At 73.9% G+C, this 17,942-nt stretch carries 16 protein-coding genes; 7 read left to right on the top strand and 9 right to left on the bottom strand.

Annotated elements, in window-relative coordinates; genetic code table 11:
* Nucleotides 1–123: 123 nt before the first annotated feature.
* Both FHU28_RS03005 and FHU28_RS03000 read left to right on the top strand, forming a co-directional pair.
* Entirely contained in the window at nucleotides 124–1,608 is a 1,485-nt protein-coding gene (locus FHU28_RS03005) for a hypothetical protein (RefSeq protein WP_184680627.1), read from the top strand.
* A gap of 19 nt (nucleotides 1,609–1,627) precedes the next feature.
* Nucleotides 1,628–3,031: a PQQ-like beta-propeller repeat protein gene (locus tag FHU28_RS03000; RefSeq protein ID WP_184680625.1), complete on the top strand. Its 1,404-nt coding sequence runs from the start codon at nucleotides 1,628–1,630 to the stop codon at nucleotides 3,029–3,031.
* A gap of 49 nt (nucleotides 3,032–3,080) precedes the next feature.
* On the opposite strand, the gene FHU28_RS02995 is transcribed toward FHU28_RS03000, so the two are convergent.
* The 5 genes from FHU28_RS02995 to FHU28_RS02975 all read right to left on the bottom strand — a co-directional run bounded on the left by FHU28_RS02995 (nucleotide 3,081) and on the right by FHU28_RS02975 (nucleotide 6,362).
* A complete protein-coding gene (locus FHU28_RS02995) occupies nucleotides 3,081–4,250 on the bottom strand; it encodes a TolB family protein (protein WP_184680623.1) in 1,170 nt (389 codons plus the stop codon).
* Nucleotides 4,247–4,777: a SigE family RNA polymerase sigma factor gene (locus FHU28_RS02990; RefSeq protein ID WP_184680621.1), complete on the bottom strand. Its 531-nt coding sequence runs from the start codon at nucleotides 4,775–4,777 to the stop codon at nucleotides 4,247–4,249. Before FHU28_RS02990 ends, FHU28_RS02995 begins: the two co-directional genes overlap by 4 nt.
* Before the next feature lie 115 nt (nucleotides 4,778–4,892).
* A complete protein-coding gene (locus tag FHU28_RS02985) occupies nucleotides 4,893–5,408 on the bottom strand; it encodes a putative immunity protein (RefSeq protein WP_184680619.1) in 516 nt (171 codons plus the stop codon).
* The gene (locus FHU28_RS02980; protein ID WP_311773509.1) at nucleotides 5,405–5,956 is read right to left on the bottom strand and encodes a putative immunity protein; all 552 of its coding nucleotides are present in this window, start codon (nucleotides 5,954–5,956) and stop codon (nucleotides 5,405–5,407) included. The genes FHU28_RS02985 and FHU28_RS02980 overlap by 4 nt, the downstream gene beginning before the upstream one ends.
* 31 nt (nucleotides 5,957–5,987) lie before the next feature.
* On the bottom strand, nucleotides 5,988–6,362 hold the full coding sequence (locus FHU28_RS02975; RefSeq protein ID WP_184680617.1) for a VOC family protein: 375 nt from the start codon (nucleotides 6,360–6,362) through the stop codon (nucleotides 5,988–5,990).
* A 173-nt stretch (nucleotides 6,363–6,535) separates the two neighbouring features.
* On the opposite strand from FHU28_RS02975, the gene FHU28_RS02970 reads away from it, so the two are divergent.
* From FHU28_RS02970 to FHU28_RS02955, 4 genes are all read left to right on the top strand, one after another.
* A complete protein-coding gene (locus FHU28_RS02970) occupies nucleotides 6,536–8,305 on the top strand; it encodes a proline--tRNA ligase (protein WP_184680616.1) in 1,770 nt (589 codons plus the stop codon).
* 54 nt (nucleotides 8,306–8,359) lie between these two features.
* Nucleotides 8,360–8,779 carry a CBS domain-containing protein gene (locus FHU28_RS02965; protein ID WP_116503040.1) on the top strand — a complete coding sequence of 140 codons (420 nt, stop codon included), beginning with the start codon at nucleotides 8,360–8,362 and terminating at the stop codon, nucleotides 8,777–8,779.
* A gap of 80 nt (nucleotides 8,780–8,859) precedes the next feature.
* Nucleotides 8,860–9,285: a SufE family protein gene (locus tag FHU28_RS02960; RefSeq protein WP_073826986.1), complete on the top strand. Its 426-nt coding sequence runs from the start codon at nucleotides 8,860–8,862 to the stop codon at nucleotides 9,283–9,285.
* A 20-nt stretch (nucleotides 9,286–9,305) separates the two neighbouring features.
* Complete coding sequence (locus FHU28_RS02955) at nucleotides 9,306–9,938, top strand: DsbA family oxidoreductase (RefSeq protein WP_184680614.1); 633 nt, start codon at nucleotides 9,306–9,308, stop codon at nucleotides 9,936–9,938.
* 36 nt (nucleotides 9,939–9,974) lie between these two features.
* Here FHU28_RS02955 and FHU28_RS02950 read toward each other — a convergent pair whose 3' ends face one another.
* From FHU28_RS02950 to FHU28_RS02935, 4 genes are all read right to left on the bottom strand, one after another.
* On the bottom strand, nucleotides 9,975–10,523 hold the full coding sequence (locus FHU28_RS02950; RefSeq protein WP_184689162.1) for a YbaK/EbsC family protein: 549 nt from the start codon (nucleotides 10,521–10,523) through the stop codon (nucleotides 9,975–9,977).
* A 59-nt stretch (nucleotides 10,524–10,582) separates the two neighbouring features.
* Nucleotides 10,583–10,780 carry a hypothetical protein gene (locus FHU28_RS02945; protein ID WP_184680612.1) on the bottom strand — a complete coding sequence of 66 codons (198 nt, stop codon included), beginning with the start codon at nucleotides 10,778–10,780 and terminating at the stop codon, nucleotides 10,583–10,585.
* A 36-nt stretch (nucleotides 10,781–10,816) separates the two neighbouring features.
* Nucleotides 10,817–11,596 carry an SDR family oxidoreductase gene (locus FHU28_RS02940; protein ID WP_184680610.1) on the bottom strand — a complete coding sequence of 260 codons (780 nt, stop codon included), beginning with the start codon at nucleotides 11,594–11,596 and terminating at the stop codon, nucleotides 10,817–10,819.
* 324 nt (nucleotides 11,597–11,920) lie between these two features.
* Nucleotides 11,921–13,297, bottom strand: coding sequence for an MFS transporter (locus FHU28_RS02935; RefSeq protein ID WP_184680608.1), 1,377 nt, complete (start codon nucleotides 13,295–13,297; stop codon nucleotides 11,921–11,923).
* A gap of 154 nt (nucleotides 13,298–13,451) precedes the next feature.
* On the opposite strand from FHU28_RS02935, the gene FHU28_RS02930 reads away from it, so the two are divergent.
* Complete coding sequence (locus FHU28_RS02930; protein WP_184680606.1) at nucleotides 13,452–17,942, top strand: cation-translocating P-type ATPase; 4,491 nt, start codon at nucleotides 13,452–13,454, stop codon at nucleotides 17,940–17,942.

Here is a 17,942-nt window from a genome sequence, read left to right as displayed (position 1 = left end):
CAAAAGCCCCGACACGTCCGGGCGGGGCAGAATCCGTCGTCCGGACCGGGGATGATGTTTGCCGTCATCCCGCCGGGCGGAACCGTCCGGCTGGTCCCGCACCCGGCACGAGTGAGGAACCACATGACGCAGGGGCACCCACCGGCGGCAGGTTGGCCGCCGCCCGGCAACGCCGACCCCCGGTACGGCGCACCACCGCCGCCCGCGCAGCCGGCGCCGTGGGGGCCGCCACCCCAGGCGCCGAAGTCCCGCCGTGGGCTCTGGATCGGGCTCGCGGCGGGCGCGCTCGCGCTGGCGGTCTGCGCCGGCGCGGCGGTCGGCGTCGGGCTGAGCCTGCGCGGCGACGACGAGGACGGCCCGGCGCCGAAGGCCGCAGCCGGCGCGAACGGCGTCACCGTCACGGACGCCGAGCTGACCGGCCTGCTCGACCGGCACAGCCAGGCGCTGGCGGCGAAGGACCTGGACGGCTACCTGGCCGCGTTCGACCCGGCCCGCAAGGAGTTGATAGCCGGGCAGACCCAGCTGTTCCGCAACCTGGGCAAGTTGCCGCTGTCGGTGGCCCGCTACGAGACGATCGAGAAGCAGGGCCGCGTCAGCGACGCCTTCGGGCAGGGCGTCACGTTCCAGCTCGACGTCTCCTTCGTGCACCAACTGGACGGCTTCGACATGGCGCCGGTCGCCGAGTGGTACCGCTGGACGATCGTCCGCGAAGGCAAGGACGCGCCGATCCGGGTCACCGCTGTGACCGGCGCGCCGGCCGGCGGCAACGGCGACTCGAAGACGGTCTACTACCCCGGACCGTGGGACAAGTGGCAGGACATCCATGTCGAGCGGACCCCGTTCGCCCTGATCATCACCGACGCTGCCCGGGCCGACGTGGCGAGGCGGTACGCCCCGGCCGTCGACAAGTCGGTGACGAGCAACCTGGCCGTGTGGCGGGCCAACGCGCCGCCCGAGCCGGTGTCGGACAAGTTCGTCGTCACGCTCGCCGCCGGCAAGGAAGAGATGACCTCGCTCTACCGGATCGGCACCGAGAAGGCCACCGAGGCGGGCTACTCGGTGGGCATGGTCGCGGCCGAGCGCAAGGACGGCAGGACCACGATCGGCGGCACCCGCATCGTGGTGGACACCAGAGATCGTTACTTCACCCGCTCCGGCGGCGACAACGACGCCCACATGGTGTTGCGGCACGAGATCGCGCACTCGCTGATGACGCCCCGCACCGACCCGGCCGCTGTGGACGAGTTCAGCAAGCTCGACGAGTGGGTGGTCGAGGGCTTCGCCGAGTACATCGCCTTCCACGGCCGCCCGCTGTCCGCCAGCGACCGCACGGCGCAGGCCCTGCAGTTGGTCCGCAACGGCTGGAACGGCACGCTGCCCAGCAACGGCGACTGGGAGAAGAGCGGCCTGCTGACCTTCCACTACTGGCTCGGGCACACCGCGATGAACCACCTCGCCGAGAAGCACGGCGAACCGAAGCTGTTCCGCTTCGTCGAGGCGGTCTACGGCGGCACCCCGACCGACCGCGCCGCCCGGGACGTGCTCGGCGTGTCGCTCGACGAGTTCCAGGCCGGCTGGGCCGACTACGTCCGCGAACTGGCGGGCTGACGGAAACGGGAGACGACCGATGACGTATCAGCACCAGCAGTACCCGCCGCCCGCGTACCCGCCGGTGGGCCGCCCGGGTCCGGTCGGTGCGCCGCCGACGGCGCCGAAGCGGCGCGGGCGCGTGGCGTTGCTGGTGGCCGGTGGCCTGGTGGCAGTGCTCGCGGTCGCGGCCGGCACCGCCTACGGCGTGTCCCGGCTGGTCGGCGGCGGTGACGACGACGGGAAGAAGCTGCGTACCGCGTGGGTGCTCGACTTCCCGGAGCTGCAGCGCAACGGGCTGAAGACGTACGACGGGCAGGACATGTTCGGCGCCTGGCTGGTCGGCGACGCGGTGGTCCGGGCCCAGCCGGACGGGATCATCGCCTACCGGCTCGGCGACGGCGGCCAGGCGTGGGGCGTGCCCGCGCCGCAGGCGGCCTCGCTGTGCGCGGCCGCGCAGACCCTCGCCGACGGGCGGGGTGTGGTGGCGCTCGGTCCGGCCGACTCGTGCGACACGCTCGTCGGGTTCGACGCGGCCGGTGGCACGCAGACGTGGCGGGTGACGTTCCCTGTCGAACGCCGGACGGGCCGGTCCGAGACCGTCGCCCCCGACCTGTCGGTGGCCGCCGGGCAGGTGGTCGTCCGCAGCGGCGAGAGCGTCCTCGGCTACTCGCTGGCCGACGGCAAGCGGCTGTGGCAGACCGACGCCGACCGGCTGCTGCCCGGCCGCGACTGCCGCCTGACCGACGTGCAGGCCGCCGGGGACCAGGCGGTGGTCACCACGCTCTGTGACGGCGACCGGGGGGCGCTGCTCGGCCTGGACCCGGCCACCGGCAAGCCGCGCTGGAAGCAGGACCTGCCCGCCGCGCAGCAGAGCGACGGGGTGCTCAGCGTCGACCCGCTGGTCAGCCGGCCCGGCCTGAGCACCGAGACGTTCGTCGCGCGCGACGCCACCGGCAAGGAGCGGGCCACGTTCGGCAACCCCGTCGACGGTACGCGGTTCAGCGACCTGCCGGTCAACCGTTCCAACACGGTGAGCGGGCCGCAGATCCGGCCGTACCTGGCCGACGCGGACACGCTCTACCTGCCGACCGAGTCCTCTCCGGTGGGCGACAAGATGCGCCAGGCCAACCAGGTGGTGGCGATCGACCTGGCCACCGGGAAACGGCGCTGGGTGTCGGCCGGGCACACCGACAGCGAGGTGGAGCTCGTCCGCCTCGACGAGCAGGGCCTGCTGGCGTGGGAGGTGGGCGACCGGCGGGATCTCGCTCCGCGGCTGGTCCGGATCGATCCGGCCACCGGGAAGGTGAGCGTGGTGGCCGAGGCGCCACTGTCGGCCGGCACCGAGGGCAGCGACGCGACGGTGCTGGAGCGCGACGGCACTGTGGTGCTGGTGCCCTGGAAGCACGTCACCGCGGACGCGGCGATCACGGTCCTGCGTTGAACGCCGCCGGGGCGGGCCACCCCTGCGTGGTCCGCCCCGACGAGTCACCTCAGCCGAGCGCGCCGACGATCTGCATGTCCCGCAGAGCCGAGGGCTCCGCCCGCTCGGTGATCTTCCTGCCGGTCGCGTCCACCAGTACCACCACGTAGCGGTCACCGCTGCGGACCCGGACCACCATCGACCCGTCCGGCTGGAAGAAGACCTGCCGCAGTTGACGTCCCTCCAGCGGCAGCGACACCTCCTTGCCGGTCCGGGTGTCGAGCACGGCGTTGACGAGAAGCTCCCGTGCCGCGTCCCCGTACGTGCCGTTCCGGTCGATCCGCAGGAGCGCGACCTGCCGGCCGTCCGGGGAGAGACTGGACAGGTCGAAGGAGACGTACCGGCTGCCCTTGGCGCCCAGACCCGGCACCGTCCGTCGGTTCTTGCCGTTCCGGTCGGTGAGGACGATCGTGCCGTCGGAGCCGTCGGCGAACGCCAGTGTCCCGTCCGCCGCGAACACGGCGTGACAGCCGTCGAGGCCCGTCACCCTCGTGAACTTCCCGGAGGAGGCGTCGAGCACGCCGGTGTCCGGGTCGCCGCCGCCGGCGGCGGTCAGACGCACGACGAGCTGTTGCGAGTCCGGCAGCCAGACGGGTGACCAGCAGAGGTCGTCGACGCCGTCCCGGAGCTTGCGCCGCCCCGACCCGTCGGGGGCCGACACCCACACCGCACCGGTCGCCTCGACCCAGGCCACCCTCTTTCCGTCGGGTGACACCGCGACGTTGACCTGCGCCGGCCCGTACGGGAGACCGAGCAGGCGGACCGGGTTGTCGCCCGGTCGCCAGGACTGAAGCCGGACGGTGCTCGTCGGGGACGGGGCGTTCGCCAGGTCGGACGGGCCGTAGACGAGCCGCCCGAAGGTCACGTCGCCGTTCGGCCCCTCGCCGGTGGTTTCACTGGGCGTGCTCGACGGCTCGGCGGACGGGGTCGCAGTGGTCTCGACCGGCGGGGCGGTGGCGGTCACCGACGGCCCGGCCGGCACGGGCGTCTGGCTGTTCGGCCGGATCGCCAGTGCCGTTCCGGTCGCGGCCGCCAGCACCACCAGCACGGCGGCAGAGGTGGCGGCGGCCCGCTGGATGCCGAGCCGCCGCGAGGTACGCAGTGCCCGGTCCCGCAGGTCGACGGGGGTGACCTCCTCGGCGAGGTCGGCCAGGTCGAAACGCAGTCGGTCCTGGTTCATCGGGCGGTTCCTTCCGTGACGTACAGCTCGGCGAGCTCCGGTGCCACGCTGCGCAGCTTCGCCAGCGCCTTCGAGGTCTGGCTCTTGACGGTGCCGACTGTCACGCCGAGCAGGTCGGCGGCCTCGGTTTCGGTGCGGTCCTCGAAGAACCGCAGAACCAGCACGGCCCGCTGTTTGGGAGAGAGCCGGGACAGCGCGGCCCGAAGGGTCAGCCGGAGCGTGGTCTGCTGGGCGTGGTCGAGGGCCGATTCGCCTCCGCGCGGCTCGGGCATGTCGCCCGGCATCGACTCGGCCACCCGGCGACGTCGCCACCAGGAGACCTGCAGGTGGTACATGACCTTCCGGGTGTACGCCTCCGCGTTGCCGGTCTCGTGCAACCGGTTCCAGGCACGGTGCGTACGGGCCAGGGCGGACTGGACGAGATCCTCGGCCAGATGCTGGTCGCCGGTCAGCAGGTAGGCGGAGCGCAGCAGCGCGGGCGTACGAGTTCGGACGAACAGGTCGAACTCAGTCAGGAGAAGATCCACACGAGCCGGTCCTTGGGGTCAGGTGGTGCATCAGCGTGACGCCTTCCGAGACGCCACCCGCCCACGCCATGGTTGCCGCCGCCCGTGGCACTTTCCCGACAGGACCCGGCCGGCGTCAGCAGTCGAAGACCGACCAGCAGATGTCGTTGCGCAGCCGCTGGTCGTCCAGGACCAGCTCGCGGATCTCGGCCGGGAGCTGGTCGCGCTGCCACCGGCACTCGGCCCGCCCGGCCGCCTCGCCGAGACCGGCGGGCGCCGCCGCGCGTACCGCCTTGATCGCGTACGCGGCGGCGCCGAGTTCGTGCGCGGCGACGTGGGCCACGACGGCGGCCTGTCCGGCGGCGTACGCGGCGTTGCGGGCCGCCCCGCGCAGGTCCCGGGCCGCGCCCATGGCGTGACCCCCGGCCGCGCGCGCCTCCATCATCCTGACCTCGCCCCGCACCCAGGCCCGGGCGTACGCGATCGCCTCGCGCGGACGGCTGTCGTCCGGCCGGACCGCCTCGAACAGGCCGAGGACGTGCTCGGCGCAGGTGGCGGCCCAGAGCGCCAGCAGGTGGTGGTGCTCGTCGGTGAGCGTCCCGCCCCGGCGGATCGTGGTGAACCGGGGATCGCGGACCTTCGGCAGGATCACGACGCGGCCTCGCGGTGCCGCAGGTCGTGGTCCAGTGTGCTCATCAGCCGGGCCACACGGCTGCCGCCGCCGGTCAGCGGCGGATAGCGGCGGAGCACGTCGACGAGTACGGGCGTGGTGAGCTGCCGGTACCGGTCCAGCATCGCCTGCCCGACGGTCTCGTCGCCGCCGGCTTCCAGTTCGGCGACGCGCGCGGCGTTCGCGGCGGCCCGCAGGATGTGGCCGACCTGGGTGGCCTTCGCGATCGGGTGCAGGTACGCGGCCGCGGCGGCGTCACCGGCGGCCCGGGCGGCCAGGCGCGCGGACTCGGTGGGCGCGGACCGGGCGGCCCGGTGCGCGTCGAGGGACGTGACCCGCTGGAGTTTCGTCCGGGCGGCACCGCGCGCGAACGTCCAGGCGGCGTCGATCGCCGCGCGGGGACGCGGGCCGTCCGGAACCGCCCGCTCGTAGACCGGGAGGACGTCCTCCGCGTGCCGGACTGCGTACCGCGCCACCTCGCGCAACTCGTCCATCGTCAGGTCGAAGTCCCCGGGCGCTGACTGACTCACGGCGCGAGCCGACGGATTGACACCACCCATGTCAGAGGTAGAAGCAGAACGGGTGACCGTCCGGGTCGAGGAGCACCCGGACGTCGTCCTGCGGCTGAAAGTCGGGCAGCGTCGCGCCGACCGACACCGCGTATTCCACGGCCGCCTCCAGGTCGTCGACCTTGATGTCGAGGTGGACAGACATCTGCTGGTCGCCGGGACCGGCCGGCCACACCGGCCGCACGTAGGCCGGCTCGTCCTGGAACGCCAGCCAGTGGCCGCCCTCCGGCGGGGCGAGGAGAACCCAGTCGTGTTCCTTCTCGCGCCGGGTCCAGCCGAGCAGCCGCTCGTAGAACGCGGCCAGGTCCTCTGCGGACGGCGCGTCCAGCACCGTTGTCGTCAGCTTCATCAGCGGTCGCTCAGCCATGCCGCATTCCTACCGGACACCCGCGACATCTGCCGGCCCGTCCGCGCCATCTCGGCGGGTTGGCGGCATCCGACTGGTGTCGATACCGCCACCTCGCCGAGCCGGCGACGATCGGTCCGCACGGACACCGAAAGGGGTCGCCCGGCCCTCCGCTCGCGCCATAGGCTGCGGCAATGCTGCTGCGCATGTCGACCCTGCTGCTCCGGACCCTGCGCGAGGACCCGGCCGACGCGGAGGTGCCGAGCCACCGGCTGCTGCTGCGCGCCGGATACGTCCGCCGGGCCGCACCGGGCGGCTACACCTGGCTGCCGCTGGGCAAGCTCGTGCTGGACCGGATCACCGCGATCGTGCGGGACGAGATGACAGCGATCGGCGACCAGGAGGTGCACTTCCCGGCGCTGCTCCCGGCCGAGCCCTACCGGACCAGCGGGCGGTGGACCGAGTACGGGGACGACATCTTCACGCTCGCCGACCGCAAGGGCGCCGACCACCTGCTCGCGCCGACCCACGAGGAGTTGGCCGCGCTGCTGGTGAAGGACCTGTTCACCTCGTACCGGGACTTCCCGGTGACGCTGTTCCAGATCCAGACGAAGTTCCGCGACGAGGCCCGTCCCCGGGCCGGTCTGCTGCGCGGGCGCGAGTTCCTGATGAAGGACGCCTACTCGTTCGACCTGGACGACGCCGGGCTCCAGGCGGCGTACGACCGGCACCGGGCCGCCTACGAGCGCGTGTTCACCCGGCTCGGGCTGGACTTCACCACTGTCCACGCGATGTCCGGCGCGATGGGTGGGTCCGCGTCGGAGGAGTTCCTGGCCGCCACACCGGTCGGTGAGGACACGTTCGTCGGCTGCACCGCCTGCGACTACGCGGCGAACACCGAGGCGGTGGTGACCCGCGCCCCGGCCGCCGGTGACCCGGACGCGCACCCGCCCGCCGAGGCGCACGACACCCCGGAGACGCCCACCATCGCGGCTCTGGTCGAGCTGGCCGAGGCCCGGAAGCTGGGTGGGCGCACCGGCTGGACCGCTGCCGACACGTTGAAGAACGTGGTCCTCAGCGTCCGCCGGCCCGGCGCCGAGCGGGTCGAACCGCTGGTGATCGGTCTGCCCGGTGACCGCGAGGTGGACCTCAAGCGGGTCGAGGCAGTGCTGGCCCCGGCCACAGTGGCGGTCTTCGAGGACTGGGACGCTCACCCGGAGCTGGTCCGCGGCTACATCGGGCCGCAGATCCTGGCGAAGTACGGCATCCGCTACCTGGTCGACCCCCGCGTGGTGCCCGGCACCGCCTGGCTGACCGGCGCGAACGAGCCGGGCCGGCACGCCACCGACGTGGTGTGCGAGCGCGACTTCGTACCGGACGGCACGATCGAAGCGGCAGAGGTGCGCCCCGGTGACCCCTGCCCGGCCTGCGACGGGGGCGAGCTGACCATCCGGCGGGGCATCGAGGTCGGGCACATCTTCCAGCTCGGACGCCGGTACACCGACGCGTTCGCGGTCGACGTACTCGGCCCGGAGGGCAAGCCGGTCCGGCCCACGATGGGCTGCTACGGCATCGGCGTGTCCCGGGCGGTCGCCGCGGTGGCCGAGCAGCACCACGACGACCGAGGGCTGGTCTGGCCCACGGCTGTCGCGCCGTGCGACGTACACCTGGTCGCCGCCGGGAAGGGGCCGCAGCTCGACGCGGCGCTCGACCTCGGCGGGCGCCTCGCCGCCGCCGGCCTGCGCGTGCTCGTCGACGACCGCACCCACGTCTCCGCCGGGGTGAAGTTCACCGACGCCGAGCTGATCGGCGTCCCGCGCGCCGTCGTGGTCGGCCGCCGCCTGGCCGACGGGTACGTGGAGCTGCGCGACCGGGCCAGCGGCGAACGGACCGAGGTGCCGGTGGAGGACATCGTGGAGCGTCTGCGCGACGAGGTGGGCGCGACGCGCCACAACGGGGTGTAGCGAACGCGGCACCGGGTACCGCAAACGGATCGACCGAATTGTTCGGAGGCTCTCATGTACCGCGTCAGTGACGTGATGACCAGGCAGGTGATCTACCTCCCGGCAGAAACCCCGCTGGACGAGGCGGCCCGGGTGATGAAGGAGTCGGACATCGGCGACGTGGTGGTGACCGACGGCGCCACGCTCGCCGGCATGCTGACCGACCGCGACATCGTGGTGCGGGCGGTGGCCGAACGCGCCGACCCGGGCACCACCACGATCGGCTCGATCATCACCCGTGAGGTGGTCATGATCGAGCAGCACTGCACGGCGAACGAGGCTGCGGCGCTGATGCGCGAGCGCAACATCCGACGCGTGCTGGTCTGCGACAACGACCGCAAGCTCGTCGGCATCGTCTCCCTCGGCGACCTCGCCATGCAGCTCGACCCCCAGTCGGCGCTCAGCGACATCAGCGAGGCCGCGCCGAACGCGTGAGGGCGGTGCCCCGCTCGCGTGACGCGGGGCACCGCCACCACCGTCGCGTGACGGCGCGCGGCGGCGGATAGCCTCGACTCATGCCCGAGATGCCGACCAAGCTGGCCGAGATCGTGGACGAGTTCGCCGCCGCACCGCGCGACGTCGTGCTGGAAATGCTGCTGGAGTTCGCCGACGTGATCCCGCCCCTGCCCGAGGGGGTGGACCGGGCCGAACTGGAACAGGTCCCCGAGTGTCAGACCGCGTTCTTCCTGCGTGCCGAGGTGAACGCGGACAAGACGGTGAGCACTGTCTTCGACTGCCCGCCGGAGGCGCCCACCACCCGCGCGTTCGCCGGCATCCTCGCCGAAGGGCTGGCCGGGGCGAGCGCCGAGGAGGTGCTGGCCGTACCGGACGACCTCTACCAGCGGATGGGGCTGGCCCAGGCGATCAGCCCGCTGCGGGTACGCGGCGGCACCGCCATCCTGGCCCGGCTCAAGCGCCAGGTCCGGGAACAGATCGCCTGACCGGCGGGTTGTCGCTGGTCATGGACATCGAGATCTACGCCGACGTGGTCTGCCCCTGGTGCTGGATCGGCAAGCGCCGACTCGAACAGGCACTGGAGGCGTACGACGGCGACGTTACGGTCCGGTTCCGGCCGTTCCAGCTCGACCCGACGCCGGTCACCGAGCCGAAGCCGCTGCTGGAGGCGCTGGGCGACAAGTTCGGCGGGCGGGACAAGGCCGAGGGCATGGCCGCGCATGTCACGGGCGTCGCCTCGGGCGCGGGTCTGGACCTGCGGTTCGACCGGGCGGTGGCGGCGAACACGTTCGACGCGCACCGGCTGGTGCGTTTCGCCACCGAGCGCGGCCGCTCCGCCGAGATGGTCGAGCGGCTGTACCGGGCGCACTTCCACGACGGTGTCGACGTCGGATCGATCGACGCGCTCGTCACGCTGGCCGGCGAGGCCGGTCTGGACGAGGCCGAGGCGCGGCAGTACCTGGAGTCGAACCTCGGCCGCCGGGAGGTCGCAGCCGACCTGAGCGCCGCGCACCAGCTCGGCGTCTCCAGCGTGCCGACGTTCGTGCTGGCCGGAAAGTACGCGGTCACCGGCGCGCAGGAGCCGGAGACGCTGCTCGCCGCGTTGCGCGAGGTGGCGCAGCGCGAAGCGGCAGCCTGATGTTTCACGTGGAACAAGATCGATGCAGATGAGGACCTAGGCCGGCTTGGCCAGGTCCTCCACCACCCTCGCCCCGGGCAGCGCGCCGAGCGCCGGCCCGGGCAGGGCGATCTTGCTGTGCCGTACGCCCGAACCGATGATCACGTGCGGCGCGGCGATCACCCGGGAGTCGACGAGGATCGGCCAGTCCGCCGGCAGGCCGATCGGCGTGATGCCGCCGTACTCCATGCCGCTCAACTCGACCGCCTCGGCCATCGGCGCGAAGCTCGCCTTGCGCACGTCGAGCAGCTTGCGGACCACGCCGTTCACATCGGCGCGGGTGGTGGCGAGCACGACGCAGGCCGCGTACCGGGTCTCGCCGCCGCGCTTGCCGGCGACCACCACGCAGTTGGCCGACTCCGCCAGCGCCACCTGGTACGCCTCACAGAACGCAGCGGTGTCGGCCAGGTCGGCGTCGATCGGGGCGACGAGCACGTCGTCCACGTCCACCGGGGCCCCGGCCGGCCACTCCTGCAGCGCTGCGGCGACCGGCGGGGCCAGCAGGTCGAGCCGTGCCCGGGCCGGCTCCGTCTTCAGCGTCCCCATCATGTCGCGATCCTCGCACCCGCCCCGCGGATCGACCCTCCGGACCCCGCCTCCGCCCTTCAGTTGGGATTGCTGAGGAACGCGTTCTCCTGCGCGAAGTCCCGGTTCTCGGTGGTCGCGAGCTGCCGACGGCGCAGCACCTCGGGACGGTTCGCCTCGGCGTCCTCGATGCCGTGCCGGACCCCGACCCGGATCACGCCGTAGAGGAAGACGAAACCGAAGACGTAGAGGAGCACTGTGGTGACGAAGACCAGCATGCGGTCACCGTAGGCCGGCGCGGATCCGACCGGTTCTCATCTTCCGCCGGTTCCCCCGTACGTGTCCGCGAGGTAGTCGGCCCAGGTGCGGGTGCCGGTCGGCGTGGCGGTCGTGGTGAGTCCACCCCCGCGCAACTCCCGCCCGAGCCGGCCGGGAATCCGGACCGGCAGCAGCGGCCGGCGCACTCGGCGCGCCGCGAGCCACGTGCGGACCGCCTCGTCGAAGCGCAGCACCTCCGGCCCGGCGAAGTCCTCGACCCGATGCGACGGCCCGGCGAGCAACATCACCGCCAGCCGATCCGCCACGTCGATCGGGTCGACCGGCTGGGCGAGTACCGCCCGGTCCCCGATCACCGGGCCGAGGCGGCTCGCGCCTTTCAGCAGGTCCGCCAGGAACTCCGGGAACTGGGTCGCGCGCAGCACGCTCCACGGCACCGACCCGGCGGCCACCACCTGTTCGGCCGCGAGCTTGTGCCGGTAGTAGGCGATCGGCACCCGGTCGACGCCGACGATCGAGACGAAGACCAGGTGACGGACCCCGGCGTGGTCGGCGGCCACTGTCAGCCGGCGGGTGCCGAGCACGTCGACCTCATGGGTACGCCGCCGCGGCGACGACGCCAGGTGCAGCACCGCGTCCACCCCGGCGACCGCCTCCGCCAGCCCGGCGCCGGTGGCCAGGTCGGCGGTCACCCACTCGACCCCGTCCCCGGTACGGGGTCGACGGCTGGTCGCCCGGAGCGTGAAGCCCTCGTCCCGCAGCCGAGGCACAACCACCCGCCCGAGCCGTCCGGTCGCCCCGGTCACCAGCACCCGCATCGCCACTCCTCCTACCCACGTCCTGCAGACCCGTCCCGCACCCCGACCTCGCCGGTCGCGGCGAGTCCGTGCGCGGCGGCCGGCTCGTCCGACCGCATCCAGGACGGCGGCCCGGCCGGGATCGTGACCGCTCGCCGGGCCGTCGTGACCGATCTCGCGTCTGCCCGGCTGCCTCATCACAGTCTGTGAGAGCCGCGCAGGCGACAACGACTGTTGAGCGATATACCTGAGAGTCATAAATATGACCAGGAGTCATACTGCGGTCGGGTGATGTTGTGGGCAGGAGCGTCACTGCGGGTGAGGGGCGACCGGGCGGGCCCCACCTCAGCCCGCCGGGTGAGGCACCACGCGGCCGGCAAGCGCCAGGCCCAGCAGGCCGCAGCCCGCTGCCACCGCCAGCGTGGTCGCGTAGCTGGCCGGTCCGGGTGACGAACCGGCGGCCAGCACCGCGCCGGTCAACGCCAGCACGGTGGCGGCGGCGAGCGAGTCGCCCAGTTGCAGCGCCGAACTGTTGCGGCCCTGTTCGGCCGGGGCGGACTGCGCCAGGGTGAGCACGGACAACGACGGGTAGAGCAGGCCCATGCCGAGCCCGGCAACGGCCCAGGAGAACACCGCCGGCAGCACCGGCAGCCCGGGCAGCAGCGCCGACGCGACGCCCGCCGTGCCGAGCGCGATACAGGCCAGGCCCGCCCGGGGCAGGCTGGCGGCCGAGCGGGGTGAGGCGATCCGGCCCTGGATCCACGAGCCCACCGACCAGGACAGCGCCCCGACCGTCAGCACCAGCCCGGCTCCGGTGGGCGAGAACCCGCGCTCCCGCGACAGCATCAGCGGGATCACCACCTCGGCCGCGACGAACGCCGCCGAGGCCAGCGCGCGCAGGCCGATCACCGTCGGCAGGCCACGTGCCGCGCGCAGGAACCCGGACGGCAGCAGACGCGGCACGCAGGCGAACAGCCCGGCCAGCGCCGTCCCGATCAGGGCGGCGGCGAGCACGCCGCGCTGCTGCCCCCCGTAGTGCAGCAGTGCGGCGCTCGCCCCCGCCCCGCAGGCCCAGCCGATGCGGGCCAACGCGCCCGCGGGCGGCCGGGTCGGCACGGTGCCGGCCAGCGCCTTCAACCCCGGCTGGATCAGCAGCGCCGCCGGAATCGCCACCGCCGGTACCGCGAGGAACACCCATCGCCAGCCCAGGTGTTCCACGATCAGGCCGGCCAGCGCCGGGCCGACGAGCGACGGCACCACCCAGGCCGCGGCGAACGCGGCGAAGATCCGCCGCCGCAACTGCTCCGGGTACGCCTGACCGACCACCACGTAGAGCGCCACCGATACCAGTCCGGAACCGAAGCCCTGCACCACCCGCCCGACGACCAGCACCTCCATGGTCGTCGCGGAGCCGGCCACCACCAGCCCGGCGACGAACCAGGCGACGCCGTGCCACATCGCCGGCCGTGGTCCGCGCGCGTCGCACCAGATGCCGGAGGCGACCATCGCCACCACGCCGGAGGCGAACGAGCCGCCGAACGCCAGCGCGTACAGGCCGAGCCCGTCCAGGGCGCGGGCCACCGTCGGCATGGCGGTGCCCACCGCGAGCGCCTCGAACGCGAGCAGGGACACCAGGGCGACGCTGCCCACCGTCATCGCCCGCAGGCGCGGCGACCACAGGTCGACGGGTGGATCAGCCGGGACGGCGGTGGTGCTGGTCATGGGTCACAGCCTCGGACCTCACCCCGGGTTGAGGTCAACTGTGGTCCCCGTCTCGTCCGGCGGGAACGACGGGAGCGCGAACTTCTGCCGTCCGGGTGGCATAACGGACGCCGCGCCGGGAAGTCGGGCCGCCGGGACGAGACCGGGAGGCTAGATGGCGCTGGGACGCTTTGCCGGCCTCCTGCTGTCCCCGACGGTCGTGCCGGAGGCCGCCGCGCGCGTCGCGCGTACCGTCGGGTCGGCCCTGCCCACCGACGCCGTGCCCACCAAGGTCACCGAGGTCGCGGGAAGCGTGGGTACGGCCGCCGCCCGGCTGGCCCGGCTCACCGGGCTGACCAGCCGCCGGGTGTGGTCCCAGGACGGCCGCCACCACATCGAGGTGCACGGCGTCTGCCAGGACGGCGGCGACCGGCTGGCCCGGCAGGTCGAGGCGGCGCTGGAGTCGATGCCGGGGGTGGACTGGGCGCGGGTGAACGCGCCGTCCGGCCGGGTGGTGGTGGCGACCGGGGAACCGGCGCCGAAACTGCGCGACCTGATCGCCACGGTGGCCCGCGTCGAGCGGACCTGCCCGTACGAGCCGGACCCGGAGATCGAGCCACCGCAGCCGCCCGAGGACGGCCCGCGCACCGCCCGTACCTTCGGCGCGCTGCTGTCCGACGTGCTCGGGCTGGGCATCTCCGCCGCGACCCGGGTGCTGCCGCTCACTCCCGTTCCGGCCGAGGTGGCCGGTCTGCTGGGCGCTGTCGACCTGCACCCGAAGCTGCACGCGCTGGCCGGGCTTGGCATCCGCGCCGACCCCCGCGCCGAGGTGCTGTTCCCGCTGGCCGAAGCGGTGGTGCAGGGTCTGACCGGCGGCTGGGCCGGAATCGTGCTCGACGGCGCGCAGCGCGTGGTCCAGTGGGGCGAGGGGGCCGCTCAACTGGCCGCGTGGCGGCGGGCCGAGCCGCACCTGACCGGTGATCCGGAGCGGGCTGTGGCCCGGGTGCCGGACGGTGAGCGGCCGTGCCCGGTGCCGGACGGGCAGCCGGAGCGCTACGCCAAGCGGGTGCTTCCGGCCGGCGCGGTCGCCGGGGCGGCGGCGCTGCCGGTGCTGGGACCCAAGCGGGCCGCCGCGCTGGCGCTCTCCTCGCTACCGAAGGCGCCCGGCTCCGGCCGCGAAGGGTACGGCGCACAGCTGGGCCGGATGCTCGCCCGGCGCGGTGTGATCGCGATGGACCGCAGCGTGCTGCGTGAGCTGGACCGGATCGACACGGTGGTGCTGGACGCGGCGGTGCTCGGCTCGGACCGGGGCGTGCTGGCCGACCTGGCGCCGCTGGCCGGCGCGGACACGGGTCAGGTCGCCGGCCGGGCGTTCGCGCTGTTCGACCCGGCCGAGCCGGACGCGGCACGCGCCGCCGACGGCTGGCGGATCGGCCCGCTGGACCGGCTCGGCGCCGAGGATCCCGGAGACACCCCGGACAGCGCGCGGCTGCGCGCCGACGGTGGTCAGCTGCTCGGGCTGGCCGAGAACGGCCGGCTCGCCGCCGTACTGCGGGTCGAGCCGGAACCCGCGCCGGGGGTGGACGCGCTCGCGTCGGCCGCCCGGCAGGCGGGCCTGCGGCTCGTGGTTGCGGGCGCCGACGACGGCCGGTACGACTTCGCCGACCTGCTCGTCCCGGGTGGCCCCCGGCTCGCCGACGCGGTGCACGACCTGCAACGCGAGGGCGCGGTGGTGATGGTGGTCTCCGGCGAGCGGTCGGCGCTCGCCGCGTCCGACTGCGGCCTCGGCGTGTACGGCCCGGACGACCTGCCCCCGTGGGGCGCGCACCTGCTGGTCGGCGACGACCTGCGAGTGCCGGCCCTGCTCGTCGACGCCGCCGGCGTGGCCCGCCGGATGACCGAGCAGAACATCCGGATCGCGATGGCCGGCACCGGGCTCGGCGCGCTCGGCGCGTTCACCGCCGACCGCCGGCGCCTGCCCCGCCCGACGCTCGCCGCGGTGAACGGCGCCGCTGCTGCCGCGTTCGCGCACGGCGTGTTCCGGGCGCACCGGCTGCCGGACCGCACCGGCGCACCGGCGCCCGCGCTCAGCGCGTGGCATCTCATGCCGGTGGAGACCGTCCTCGACCAACTCGACACCGATCCGTCCGGGCTGACCGAGGGCGAGGCGACACGTCGGCGGCGCGTCGAGGTCGGGGACGACCACGGTCCGGCCGGGTTGCTCCGCTCGTTCGTCGAGGAGCTGTCCAACCCGCTCACCCCGGTGCTGGCCGCCGGGGCGGTGCTCTCCGCCGCGTTCGGCTCACTTGTCGACGCCGCACTGGTCGGCGGTGTGGTGGGCGGTTCCGCGCTGGTGGGCGCGGTGCACCAGCGCAACACCGAACGGTCGCTGGCCGAGTTGCTGTCCCGCTCGGCGATCACCGCCCGGGTGCTGCGCGACGGCGCGGAACGGGTGGTGCCCGCCGAGGAGCTGGTACGCGGCGACGTGATCACGATCAGCTCGGGGGACGCCGTACCGGCCGACTGCCGGGTGCTGACGAGTGACGGGCTGGAGGCGGACGAGTCGTCCCTGACCGGTGAGTCGCTGCCGGTGGCGAAGAACCCCGACCCGGTGGTCGCGGCGGCCATCGCCGAACGGCACTCGATGCTCTTCGAGGGCACCACTGTCGCCGCCGGCCACGGCACCGCTGTGGTGGTCGCCACCGGCGCGGAGACCGAGGCCGGGCGGAGCCTCGCCATGGCCCGGGAGGCCCCGCCCGCCAGCGGTGTGGAGGCACGACTGGGCAAGCTGACCAGCAGCGCCGTACCGCTGGCGGCCGCCTCGGCGATCGCTGTCGCAGGTGCGGGGCTGCTTCGGGGCGTACCCCTGGCCGAGACGGCGGCGACCGCCGCGAACCTGGCCGTCGCGTCGGTGCCGGAAGGGCTGCCGTTCCTGGTCAGCGCCGCGCAGTTGGCGGCGGCGCGGCGGCTGGCCGAGCACGGCGCCCTGGTCCGCAACCCGCGGACGATCGAGGCGCTGGGCCGCGTCGACGTGCTCTGCTTCGACAAGACCGGCACGCTGACCGAGGGCAAGCTGCTGCTGGCCGGGGTCGGTGCGGGCGACGACAGGTACGCCCCGGTGGACCAGCTCGACGACGCGTTGCGGATGACGCTCGCCGCCGCGTTGCGGGCCACCCCGTCCGCCGCCGACCCGGAAGAGTTGCCGCAGCAGACCGACCGGGCGGTACGCCGCGGCGCGAACGCCGCCGGGGTGGTCGAGCGGACCGGCGCGGCGGACTGGACCGCCACGGCCGGACTGCCGTTCGAGCCGTCCCGGGGCTACAGCGCCGCTGTCGGCCGCGCCGCCGACGGGCTGCTGCTCAGCGTCAAGGGCGCACCCGAGTCGGTGCTGCCGCGCTGCGCGTCCCGGCGTACCGCCGAGGGTGACCGGCCGCTGGACGCGGCCGGACGCGAGGAGGTGCAGGCCATGCTGGCCGGACGGGCCGGCGCCGGGCACCGTGTCCTCGCCGTGGCCGAGTGCCCGGTCTCCACCGAGCAGGTCAGCGACGAACAGGTCGACGGGCTGGTCTTCGTGGGTTTCCTGACGCTGGCCGACGGGGTGCGGGACAGCGCCCGGCCGGCGGTGGCCCGGATCCGGGCGGCGGGCGTGCACACCGTCATGATCACCGGCGACCATCCGGCCACGGCCGAGGCCATCGCCGCCGCCATCAGCCCGGACGACGGCGGGCAGCGCGTGGTCACCGCCACCGACCTGGACCGGCTCGACGACGCCGCGCTCGCCGAGCGCCTGATGGCCACCGACGTGGTGGCGCGCTGCACGCCCGCCCACAAGGTACGGATCATCCAGGCGTTGCAGCGCCAGGACCGGACCGTCGCGATGACTGGTGACGGCGCCAACGACGCCCCGGCGATCCGGCTCGCCGACGTCGGCATCGCGCTCGGTCAACGGGGCACACCCGCCGCCCGCGCCGCCGCCGATCTGGTGGTCACCGACGACCGGCTGGAGACGATCATCGCCACGCTGGTCGAGGGACGGGCCATGTGGTCGTCCGTGCGGCACGCGCTCAGCATCCTGGTCGGCGGCAACCTCGGCGAGATCGCGTTCAGCGTCCTGACCGCCGCCGCGACCGGCCGGTCCGCCCTGAACGGCCGGCAACTGCTGCTGGTCAACCTGCTCACCGACCTCGCGCCGGCGCTCGCCATCGCGGTACGCCCGCCGGCCGACGACCGCGCCGACCACCTGCTGCGCGAGGGTCCGGACTCCTCGCTGGGCGTCACCATGACCCGGGAGATCGGGCTGCGCGCGGCGTCGACCACGCTGGGCGCGACGGCCGGCTGGACGATCGCCAGGTGGACCGGCACCCGGCGGCGGGCCGGCACCGTCGCGCTGGCGTCCCTGATCGGCACGCAGCTCGGCCAGACCGTGCTGGCCGGCGGCACCAGCCCCAGCGTGCTCGCCGCCACCGCCGCGTCGGTGGGCGCGCTGGTCGTGGTGGTGCAGACGCCTGGTGTCAGCCAGTTCTTCGGCTGCACCCCGATGGGACCCGTGGGCTGGGCCATCGCCACCGGCTCGGCGCTCGGCGCGACGTTCGCCAACGGCACGCTCACCAAGCTGGTGGACCGCATGCCGCGGCCCGGCTCGCATGGGCGTCCCGACGCGGAATAG

This window comes from Micromonospora echinospora (assembly GCF_014203425.1).
Classification (GTDB): domain Bacteria; phylum Actinomycetota; class Actinomycetes; order Mycobacteriales; family Micromonosporaceae; genus Micromonospora; species Micromonospora echinospora_A.
This window is presented reverse-complemented; position numbering and strand designations above follow the sequence as displayed.